The organism is Hydrocarboniphaga sp. (genome assembly GCF_028291725.1).
GTDB lineage: Bacteria > Pseudomonadota > Gammaproteobacteria > Nevskiales > Nevskiaceae > Hydrocarboniphaga.
In genome coordinates this window covers 116,149-126,972 of record NZ_JAQGNT010000022.1, presented here as the reverse complement: position 1 = coordinate 126,972, position 10,824 = coordinate 116,149, and the positions used below count along the sequence as shown (strand labels likewise).

10 protein-coding genes are annotated in these 10,824 nt (G+C 64.6%); 4 read left to right on the top strand and 6 right to left on the bottom strand.

Going from position 1 to position 10,824, the window contains the following annotated elements; all coding sequences use genetic code 11:
* Positions 1-197 precede the first annotated feature (197 nt).
* The 6 genes from JWQ90_RS05935 to JWQ90_RS05910 all read right to left on the bottom strand — a co-directional run bounded on the left by JWQ90_RS05935 (position 198) and on the right by JWQ90_RS05910 (position 4,846).
* Entirely contained in the window at positions 198-428 is a 231-nt protein-coding gene (locus tag JWQ90_RS05935; RefSeq protein ID WP_299690706.1) for a lipoyl domain-containing protein, read from the bottom strand.
* Positions 429-449: 21 nt separating this feature from the next.
* Positions 450-2,486, bottom strand: coding sequence for a dehydrogenase E1 component subunit alpha/beta (locus JWQ90_RS05930; RefSeq protein WP_299690703.1), 2,037 nt, complete (start codon positions 2,484-2,486; stop codon positions 450-452).
* Between the two features lie 244 nt (positions 2,487-2,730).
* Entirely contained in the window at positions 2,731-3,492 is a 762-nt protein-coding gene (locus JWQ90_RS05925) for a 2-oxo acid dehydrogenase subunit E2 (protein WP_299690700.1), read from the bottom strand.
* Positions 3,489-3,806 (bottom strand): hypothetical protein, encoded by a 318-nt coding sequence (locus JWQ90_RS05920; RefSeq protein WP_299690697.1) that lies wholly within the window; start codon positions 3,804-3,806, stop codon positions 3,489-3,491. Before JWQ90_RS05920 ends, JWQ90_RS05925 begins: the two co-directional genes overlap by 4 nt.
* Before the next feature lie 33 nt (positions 3,807-3,839).
* Positions 3,840-4,187 (bottom strand): hypothetical protein, encoded by a 348-nt coding sequence (locus JWQ90_RS05915; RefSeq protein WP_299690694.1) that lies wholly within the window; start codon positions 4,185-4,187, stop codon positions 3,840-3,842.
* Between the two features lie 77 nt (positions 4,188-4,264).
* Positions 4,265-4,846 (bottom strand): carboxymuconolactone decarboxylase family protein, encoded by a 582-nt coding sequence (locus tag JWQ90_RS05910; RefSeq protein ID WP_299690691.1) that lies wholly within the window; start codon positions 4,844-4,846, stop codon positions 4,265-4,267.
* 434 nt (positions 4,847-5,280) lie between these two features.
* On the opposite strand from JWQ90_RS05910, the gene JWQ90_RS05905 reads away from it, so the two are divergent.
* The 4 genes from JWQ90_RS05905 to JWQ90_RS05890 all read left to right on the top strand — a co-directional run bounded on the left by JWQ90_RS05905 (position 5,281) and on the right by JWQ90_RS05890 (position 10,819).
* Entirely contained in the window at positions 5,281-6,648 is a 1,368-nt protein-coding gene (locus JWQ90_RS05905; protein ID WP_299690688.1) for an MFS transporter, read from the top strand.
* A gap of 2 nt (positions 6,649-6,650) precedes the next feature.
* Positions 6,651-7,928, top strand: coding sequence for an MFS transporter (locus tag JWQ90_RS05900; RefSeq protein WP_299690685.1), 1,278 nt, complete (start codon positions 6,651-6,653; stop codon positions 7,926-7,928).
* 57 nt (positions 7,929-7,985) lie between these two features.
* Entirely contained in the window at positions 7,986-9,476 is a 1,491-nt protein-coding gene (locus JWQ90_RS05895; protein WP_299690682.1) for a class I adenylate-forming enzyme family protein, read from the top strand.
* Positions 9,477-9,538: 62 nt separating this feature from the next.
* Entirely contained in the window at positions 9,539-10,819 is a 1,281-nt protein-coding gene (locus tag JWQ90_RS05890) for an MFS transporter (RefSeq protein WP_299690680.1), read from the top strand.
* Positions 10,820-10,824: the final 5 nt, after the last annotated feature.

Sequence of the window (10,824 nt, the reverse complement as noted above, 5' to 3'; positions counted from 1 at the left end):
CGATGCTGCCCCGAAGGGGCGGATGAGGGGCTGTTCGGCGGGAAGAAGCCCCTCACCCGGCGCTCCGCGCCACCCTCTCCCGCAAGCGGGAGAGGGGATTTTCTTCCTAAGGTAGTGCCATTGGGGTCATGACCCGCCGTACGTGAAGCCCATCACCACGATGTGCTTGGCGATGGGGCTGGCGCCTTCAACTTGCGTCAGGCGATCTCGCCGATCACGGTTCCGACATCGAGGACGTCGCCGGCCGGCACTTTCTGAACCAGTTTTCCTGAAGCGGGTGCTGCGATCTCCTGGACCGACTTACCCGTTTCCAGCGAATAGATGGGCTCGCCTTCCTTGACCTGGGCGCCGTCCGCTACCAGCCATTCGGTCAGCGTGCCCTCGGTCATGGACATTTCGAGTTTGGGAATCGTCAGTGAAGTCGGCATCTGGTGGCTTCTCGTTAATGATTACTTGAAGGAAAGGATTTCACGCACACGCGCGGCGATCGACGGTGCGCTCGGAATCTGGTTCATCTCGATATCGCGCGAATAGCCGATCGGGGCAAACGCGGCGCCGAGCCGGCCCACCGGCGCTTTCAGCTTGGAGAACTGATCTTCGCCGATCGTACTGGCGATTTCCGCGCCGAAACCGCCGAACTCGGTCGCCGCATGGACAACCAGCGCGCGACGCGTCTTCTTCACCGAATCGAGCACGCGGGCGTAGTCGATCGGCACCAGCGTACGAAGATCGATGACCTCGCAGCTCACGCCTTCCTTCTGCAGCTCGTCGGCGGCCTTGACGCATTCGTGCACTTCCCAGCCGTAGGACACCAGCGTGATGTCGGCACCTTCGCGACGGATCTTTGCCACGCCCAGCGGAATGCGGTAATCCTCGACCGGCACTTCGCCCTTGATGCCGCGCAGCAACTTGATCGACTCGAGGTGGATGACCGGGTCCTCGTCGAAGATGCTGCTCAGCAACAGGCCCTTGGCATCGAACGGCGTGCTCGGCATGACGACCTTCAGGCCCGGGACATGCGCGAACCAGGCTTCCAGAGACTGCGAATGCTGGGCGCCGAAGCCGCCGATGCCGCCACCGACCATCATGCGGATCACCATCGGCACATGGGTCGCGCCACCGGACATGAAGCGCTGCTTGGCCGCGTGGTTGAAGATCGGGTCCATGCAGACGCCGGCAAAGTCGTTGAACATGATTTCCGCAATCGGGCGCATACCGACCAGGGCCGCACCGACGCCGCAGCCGATGATGGCCTGCTCGGCGATCGGGGTATCCAGCACACGATCCTTGCCGAACTTTGCCTGCAATCCCTTGGACGTGCCGAACACGCCACCGGGTTTGCCGACGTCCTCACCGAACGCGAATACGCCCTTGTCCAGCTCCATGGCGGCGGCCTGTGCCTGAATGACCGCTTCGAGCATGAGCATATTCTTGCGCTCGCCGGTCGGCTCCACCTCGGCCTCGCGCCGCGGATACTGGCCGCGAACCGGGACATTGCTGACGTCGGCGTAGACGTCGATCAGCGTTTCCGACGCCGGCGTGACCGGCGCGGCCAGCGCCTTGTCCATTGCCGTCTCGACCTCGATGCGCGCCGCCTCTTCGATCTCGACGAGCTGCGCTTCGGTGCAGATCCCGGACTTGAGCAGCAGCGCGCGGGTGCGCGGCACCGGCCAGGCTTCCTTGCCCGCCTTCAGTTCTTCGGGCGCCGCATTGTGATTGTCGCCGACACCGGCATGCGGGCCGAGGCGATAGCTCGTGGCCTCGACGAAGATCGGCCCCTGGCCGGCGCGAATCTCCTCGACCACGGTCTTCATGCCCTGGTAGAAAGCGACCGGATCATTGCCGTCGAGCTTGACGCCCTTGAAGCCGTAACCGGCGGCGCGGGACGCGAAGTCCTTGCTGGCGGTGTAATCCGCAAGCTTGGTGTACTCGCCGTACTGATTGTTCTGGCACAGGAAGATGATCGGCAGCTTCCAGGAGCCGGCGAAGTTCATCGCCTCGTGCACGGCGCCGATGCTGGTTGCACCATCACCGAAATTGACGATCGTCACGCGGTCTTCACCGCGCGACTTGGCAGCGAAGGCAAGGCCGTTGGCGATCGGCGCGCCCGCGCCGACGATCGCCGTCGTCAGCATCGAACCCGACGCCGGATCGGAGATGTGCGGCGCACCACCCTTGCCTTTGTTGACGCCGGTGGACCGGCCCAGGGCCTCGGCGAACAAGCCTTCGAGATCCAGTCCCTTGGCGACCTGGTCGTGGATGCCGCGATAGGTGGTCACCATGTAGTCGCGCGTGCTGGTCAGCTGCGAGACCGTGGCCGGAATCACCTCCTGACCCGTGGCCGGCCAATAGGAAAACAGGAACTTGCCAGCCGACAGGCCCGCCTGTATGCCCTTGTCCACCGCCCGGATGCGCGCCATCTGGCGATAAATGTTGACCAGGGTCGCGGGCTCGATGCCCAGGCTGTTTGCCGAATTTGATTGCATGCTGTTGTCCTGAATTGTTCTGGTCGATACGAACCGGATGGGCGTTGCCAGCCCGGTTGGCCACGAGACGCGCCGATCTCGTGAACGGAACTGCTGTTCGAGAACGGTCGCGAACTCCTCAGTCAACAGTGTAGTTCAATAGCCGGGGCAAAGCAGTTTCCTGCTGCGGACCGATTCAACAGGCAGAAGATAAGGCCACTTGGCTTCCACTATCCCGGGCGCACGACGGAGCGCCCGGCCTGCTTCAACTGAACTCGAAAGCCTCAAGCGTCTCGGCGAACGCGCGCGTGAATCGCGCCGCATCCGCACCGTTGATCACGCGGTGGTCGTAGCTCAGTGACAGCGGCAGCAGCTGCCGGATTACCGGGCGGCCCTCGGCGTCCGGCACGAATCGATCCTGCGTGCGCGTGATGCCGAGGATCGCCACTTCCGGCGCATTGATGATCGGCGAGAAGCTGGTGCCGCCGATATGACCAAGCGAAGACAGCGAGAAGCAGCCTCCCGACATTTCGGCAATCGACAGGCCCTTGGTGCGGGCCTTCTCGGCGGTTCGCGCGACCTCTTCCGCGATCTCGCCGAGACTCTTCTGATCGGCGTTCTTGATCACCGGCACCAGCAGGCCGGTGGGAACGTCGACGGCGATGCCGATGTGGTAATACTTCTTCGAGAAGATCGTGGCGCCATCGGCGCTCAGCGAGCTATTGAACACCGGAAAGCGTTGCAGGCAGGCAACCGCAACCTTGATCATGGCCGGCAGCAAGCTGCGCTTCTGATCGGGATGCGCGGCATTCCATTCCTTGCGGCGCGTTTCGAAGCCGGTGACGTCCGCCTCGTCGTTATGTGTGACGTGCGGAATCGACGTCCAGTTGCGCTGCATCACGCGACCGACGTAATGCTGAATCTTGCCAACGGCGCGGGCTTCAACGGGACCGTGCACGGAGAAATCCTCGGTCGGCCAGGGCAGCGGCGCGGCAGGAGCCGGAGCGGCGGGCTTGATATCACTCACGTCATGGCCTCCCAAAGAACGGCAAGCTTGCCGGGCGCCAGTGTTGCACTCGAGGGCAGCAGCGCGGTGCCCGCACGGGCGAGCAGTTCGCTGACAAAGCGTTGTGGGTCGTCGGTTTCGACTTCATAGATGGCCAGATAGTGGTACGGCTGCGCCTCGTCGCGTATTTGCGCACCCGCCAAGCGGAAACGCCGCGCCGAGACGCCAGGGCAGTTGAGCAGATCGGTGAGATGAGGGCCTGAATACCATGCATTGTATTCATCTTCACGCCCCTCCACCGGGTTGGTATGGACGACAAAAGAATAGCGTGGCATGCGCAGTTCGTCGGTTCGCGGCGCTGTTGGGTCTCAAGCCCGCGCTTGAGCAGCGCTGGCGGGGTCCATCTGCAGCACTTCCCAGAACACCGGCGACGCCCCCGCCACCGAGGTGCTGCGCGGTATGTGGCCTGACATCACGCGCGAATTCATCTCGTCGATGAAGCCTTGCAGATCGTCGGTTTCGACTTCGAACACGGTGATGTACTGGTGCGCATGCGGCGCCGGACGAGCCTGTGCAACTGCCACTTTGCCGCGACGCCCCCAGATCACGCCGGGGAGTGCGAGGATGTCATCGACGTGCCGGCCAATGAAGTCGAGATAATCCTGCTCGCGGCCTTCCGCCGCGTTGCTGTGGACCACGAATAAATAGCGAGACATGGATGGACCCTCGCGAGCTGGGTACTGTCGGTTCGGGGCAACTCAGCCCGATCACGCCAAGGCCTTTCTGCGCAAGCTCAAGACAAGGGCGTGGCGATCGAAGCGAGCAAGCGCTGGCGTGTGGCCTCACCGAGCGGTGGCGCCCCACTTTCGATCGGGGTTTCCAGGCTGTTGATGGCCAGGGCCAGCGCGGCGTAGCAACCGACCAGGAAAATCAGATCGAGCATCTGGGATTGATTGTAGCGCTGCGCCAGCCGCTCCCAAGTGGCCGGCGTGATCCGTGACAGCTCGTGCAATTGATCCACGGCGCGCACCAGATCCGCATCCTCGGCCGACCAGCCCGGCGCATCGGGGCCCTGCTGCAGCCGCCCGATCTCCTCGTCGCTGAGGCCGGCGCGCTTTCCCAGGATCATGTGCTGGACCAGCTCGTACTCCGAGTGCATCACCCAGCTCAACCGCAGGATCACGATCTCGCGGTCGCGATACAACAGCGAGCTGGCGCCAGCGACATGGGCGTTGAATGTCATGAACGCTTTGGCCAGCGCAGGGTAATGAGCGAACGTGCCCAGCACATTCATGCCGCGCACCGCACGGTCGCCCGAACTCCATCCCTTCATAACGAAATTGAGACTGGTCGGAAAGGCGGCCAGCGCATCCATTGCGGCCTCGTCCCACTCAGATGGCTTCTGGGGAACAATCAGCGGGGTGGGCTGCCGGTCCGTAGTCAAGTAAAGCTCCTCCGTAAGTCATTGCGAGCGTCGAGCCGCAGAGGAAGTTTTCAACTCTGCAGGACTCTGCAACTCAAGCAGGAGACTTCACTAACGGCATTTATTATAGACAGCGTTGTTGACTTAATTGTAAGCGACGGCCTTCCGGCATGGCAATGGCGGCATCCGCGTAGCGATTCTGCAGGATGAGAGTCGATACCTGGACGCAGGCCGACCCAAAATGTAGCAATCCGGCCACGCGTTCGTGACCATGCAATTCTGGGATATCGACTGTTCGTCGCTATCCAACGCCGTTGTTGATTGTTGCGATGCAGCGCGAGTAGGCTCCCCTGGCCCCGCAGTGCAACACGGAAGTCGCCTCCCCCATGTTTGAAGCCAGCGCTCCAGCCGTCAGCGCGTCTACCCAGCTTGCCTATCCTCCGAGAGCCGTCGCGTGGTACGCGACGCTCGTGCTGGCCGTGATGTACTGGCTGTCGGTGCTCGACCGCTTCATCATTTCGCTGCTGGTCGGGCCCATCAAGGCCGACCTCGGCCTCTCCGACACACAGTTCGGGCTTCTGAACGGTGCAGCCTTTGCCGTGACCTTCTGCCTGTTCGGCCTGGTTGCAGGCGCCGTAGCCGACCGCTTCAGCCGCCGCTGGGTGATATTCACCGGCGTCTCGATATGGTCGATTTCGACCGCGCTCTGCGGCACGGCGCAGAATTTCCTGCACCTGCTCACTGCGCGCGTAGGTGTCGGCGCCGGTGAAGCCGCGCTGGCGCCGGCGGCCACGTCGATGCTCACCGACCTGTTCCCGCGCGACCGGCTGACAACGGCCATCGCGGTCTACGCGCTCGGTTCCACCATCGGCTCCGGCTGCGCCTACCTGTTCGGCGGTCTGATCATCGAGGCGGTGTCGCAACACAGCACCGTGACACTGCCTCTGCTGGGCGAAATGCGTTCCTGGCAGGCCGTGTTCTTCATCGTCGGCATTCCCGGCGCCGCCATGTCGCTGCTGATGTTCACCGTGCCCGAACCCTTTCGCCGCGGCCAGCGCGCCGTCACCAACAGCTGGGCCTTCGTCGCTGCGGCCTATCGCGACCTGATCAAGTTCATCCGCACGCAGCCGGGATTCTTCTTGAGCCATTACGTCGGCTTCGGCCTCGTGTCGGCCGTCATCACCGGAACCGGAAGCTGGCTCGCCGCATTCATGGGCCGCAGCTTCGGCTGGCACTACGGCAAGATCGGCCTGGTGCTGGGCCTGGTCATCGGCACCAGCGGCATTCTTGGCCCGCTCATCAGCGGCCGCGCCATCGACGCGATGGTCCGTCGCGGTCAGCGCGACGCGCAGTTCCTCTGGTACGGCAGTTGTCTGATCATCGCAGCGCCCGCCGGCATCATCGCGCTCACCTCGAAGTCGCCGACGGTGTTCATCGCGTTCCTCCTGGTGTTCCAGCTGACGACCAGCTCGATCAGCGCCTGCTCCAACGCTGCCCTCAACCTGGTCACGCCCAACGCGTTGCGTGGTGCGGGCGTGTCGTTCTACTCCGCGACTGCCGGACTCGTGGGCGTGAGCCTGGGGCCACTGTTGATGGGCGTGATCTCGGATCATGTGTTTCACAGCGAAGCCGCCATCGGCTACGGCATGGCCGTGATGATCGCGATCTGCTTTCCGCTGGCCGCGCTGATGCTGCTGACCGGGCGCAGGCACATGCGCAAGGCGGTTGCGGCTGCGGAAGTCGCGGCTGCATAGAGGTGACGACGTACCTTGGGGAACTGCGCAGCAACTGGCGCGCGCTGTTGGCGGTGTCCATAGGGCTGGGATCGGGGTTGTCGATCTTCGGCTACTCCGCCGCCGTTTTCGCGCCGCATCTGCTGCAAACCTTCGGCTGGTCCAAATCGCAGTTCGCGCTGATCGGCATCACCCCGGTGATGCTGATGTTCTGCCTGCCATTGGTCGGGCGCCTGACCGACCTGTTCGGTGCCCGCCGCGTCGCCATGATCGGCGTCGTCAGCCTGCCACTGAGCTTTCTGGCGCTGAGCGCGATGACCGGCGACATCCGCGTGTTCCTGGCGATCGCCATCGCGCAGGTTCTGCTGGGCGCATCGACGACAGCTGCGGTCTATAGCCGGGTGGTCGCCGAGGCCTTCGAGCGCACTCGCGGGCTGGCCCTGGCCATCGTCACCTGCGGGCCGCCGCTCGTCGGCGGGATCGGCGTGCCGCTGCTGACCGCCTTCATCGACGCGCACGGCTGGAAAGCCGGCTACCAGGCGATGGCGGTTTTCTCCGCGGTGTTCGGCGCGCTGGCGCTGATCCTGATCCCGAGGCGCAAAACCCCCGATGCCCGCGCCGTCAGGGCACGCCGCCCGGCGTCGCAGGACTATGTCTTGATCGCAAAGAGCCCGGCCTTCTGGGTGATCATGCTCGGCTTTCTGCTGTGCAACTTTTCGCATCCGCTCACCGGCGTGCAGCTGAAGCTGGTACTGCTCGACAACGGCGCGTCCTCCGCGACCGCGTCCCTGCTGATCTCGATGTTCGCCGCGGGCGTGATCGTCGGCCGATTCGCCTGTGGCCTCGCACTCGATCGCATGCCCGCGCACATCGTCGCCACCGTCAGTATGGGACTGCCAGGGCTGGGCCTGCTGCTGCTCGCATCCAGCATCGACACGACACCCGCGCTGGCGGTGTCCACTTTACTGATGGGGCTGTCGCTGGGCGCCGAAGGCGATCTCGCCGGCTTTCTGGTCGTGCGTTTCTTCGGCCTGCGGATCTACAGCAGCGTGCTCGGCCTGGTGTTCACGTCGCTGGGCATCGCGTCGGCCCTGGGCTCGGTGCTATTGAGCTACACGCTCAAGCTCGCCGACAACTACACGCTCTACGTCTTCATGACCGCGATCGCCGTGCTCGTGGGCGGCGCGATGTTCATGCTGCTGGGGATTCCATCGATTGTCGGGACCGCGCTGGGCGAGCCCGGCCCGGATGAGTCTGCCGCCTCGAACAAAGCGGCCACATTGCGGGAACCGGCTGGCTAAGACAGCAGAGTCGACAGGACCGCGACCCGGACCGCGGGCGACACACAAGGAGAGAGGATGTCGACGGATACGCAGGCCCGCGCAGACGGCGGGCTCCAGGAATTCACAGCACGGGCTCTCGCCCGCCCTGCCGCGCAGCAGGCCATCGAATTCCAGAAGCGTTGGATCGGCTGGGGCGATATGCGCCGCGTGGCCGAGCGTCTAGCGGCGCTGATTGAGGCCAGCGGCGCTGCTGCAGGCGCTCCTATTGCCTTCGTGCCACGCAATCGACCCTCGGCCGTCGCGGCGCTGCTGGGCCTGCTGGCCCGCGGCAGCTACCTGCGCATGATCTACGCCTTCCAGTCGCCGGCCGCGATCGCGCGCGACATCGACAAGCTCATGCCCAGCGTGGTGGTGGCCGCGGCCGAGGATTTCCCGGAGGAAGTGCAGGCGGTGCTGCGCGCCAACGGCATCGCCGGCATAGCACTCAGCGAGATGGACGCGGCGGCAGTCCCCGGACTGGAGCAGTCGCGGCGCAAACACGACGACGAAGCCTCTGGCTATCCGCGCATCGAAATCCTCACCAGCGGCACCACCGGCCCGCCCAAGCAGTTCACGGTGAGTTACGAGCTGATCGCGAAGCATCACATCGGCGAGATGAAAGACTTGTCGCAGGAAACGCCCGCCTTGCTGTGTTTCCCGCTGGGCAACATCACCGGTGTTTACTCGACTCTACCGCCGATGGTGAAGGGCCAGCGCGGCATTCTGCTGGACCGCTTCAGCGTGGCCGGCTGGCACGACTATGTGAAGCGCTTCCGCCCGACCATGACGGGCCTGCCACCGGCCGGCGTGCAGATGGTGCTGGACGCGAACATTCCCAACGAGGACCTGGCCAGCATTCGCTACATGGGCACCGGCGCGGCGCCGCTGGACCCGGTCGTGCACCGCGCTTTCGAAGAGCGCTATGGCATCCCGATCCTGCTGTCTTATGGCGCCACCGAGTTCGGCGGCCCGGTGGCGGCAATGACCGCGGAGCTGCACGCGGAATGGGGCCAGAACAAGTTCGGCAGCGTTGGCCGCGCGATGCCGGGCGCGGCGCTGCGCGTGATCGATGCCGACACCGGCGCAGTGTTGCCGCAGAACCACGAAGGCATACTCGAAGCGGTGTCGCCGCGTATCGGGCCTGCGTGGATACGCACCTCGGACATCGCGCTGATCGACGAGGACGGCTTCCTGTTCCATCGCGGCCGCGCCGACGGCGCGATCATGCGCGGTGGCTTCAAGCTGCTGCCCGAGACCATCGAGCGTGCGCTGCTGCTGCATCCGGCCGTTTCGGCTGCGGCTGCGACGGGCATTCCGGACCATCGGCTGGGGCAGGTGCCTGCGGTGGCCGTCCAGCTCAAGCCCGGCGTCGATGCGCCCGGCACCGCGGACCTGGAAGCGCACCTGCGCGATCACCTGCCGTCTACGCACATTCCGGTGCAGTGGCGCTTCGTGGAGACCTTGCCGCGCACGCCGTCATTCAAGGTGGACCGGCCCGCAGTGAAGGCGTTGTTCGCCAGCACATAAGCCGCAGCCGCAGGGCTTCATCGACTGCTACAGACGCACACCGTGCGAGAGAGAACTGGCGAATGACTTATCTAGGCGAGTTGCGCGCCCATTGGCGGCCTTTGCTGGCAGCGGCGGTCGGGCTGGGTTCCGGACTGTCGCTGAACCTGTACATCACCAGCATCTTTGCGCCGTATCTGCTGGCCGATTTCGGCTGGTCCAAATCAGAGTTCGCTCTGGTGGGCTCGATGACCATGCTGACGCTGTTCTGCATGCCGGTCATTGGCCGGCTGACGGACCGGTTCGGCGTGCGCCGCATGGCCACCGTCGGCGTCATTGCCATGCCGCTGTCGTTTCTGGCGTTCAGCGCCTATCACGGCGGCATCGGCGGCTTCGTCGTCATCTACGGCTTGCAGATCGTGTTCGGCACGGCGACATCGGCAACCGTCTACAGCCGGCTGGTGGCCGAGCGCTTCGACCTCACCCGCGGCATCGCGCTCGCCATTGTCAGCTGCGGCCCGGCGCTGGTCGGCGCCATCGGCAGCCCGCTGCTCAACAGTTTTATCGAAGCGCACGGCTGGCGCGCCGGCTACCAGGCGCTGGCCCTGTTCTCGACTACCACCGGCGTGATCGCGCTGATGCTGGTTCCGAACCTGCCGAAGGCCGACGCAAAGCGGGCCTCGGCGCAACGGCCGGCCGCGCGGGACTATGCGCTGATCATTCGCCAGCCGGCGTTCTGGATCCTGTTCGGCGGCATCTTCCTGTGCAGCCCGACGCTCGCGCTGCACAACCAGCAGATGAAGCTGATGCTGCTCGACAACGGCGCCAGCTCCTCTGCTGCGGCACTGATGATTTCCAGCTATGCCATCGGCGTGATCGTCGGCCGTTTCGCCTGCGGCCTGGCGCTGGATCGCTTGCCGGCACACGCGGTGGCGGCCATCAGCATGGGCCTGCCGAGCATCGGTCTGTTCATGATCGCATCGGGCTTCGATTCAACGCCGGTGCTGGCGGCAGGCGTCATGCTGATGGGGCTTTCGATGGGCGCGGAAGGCGACATCATGGGCTTTCTGGTCATGCGCTACTTCGGCGTGCAGGTCTACAGCAGTGTGCTCGGCCTCACCGTGGCGGGGCTCGGTATTGCCTCGGGCCTGGGCTCGGCCTTGCTGAGTCTTTCGCTCAAGCTGAGCGACAGCTTCACGCCATTCATCCTGTTTTGCGGAGTGAGCGTGCTGATCGGCGCCTCGCTGTTCATGCTGCTGGGGCGAGCGTCGATCGCCAGGATGGCGGCCGCGGTTCAAGCCGCGCCGGATGTGAACGATGCGTCCGGGTATCGGCAGCCCGCCGCGACCGCGTCCCAGCCGTAGCGGCG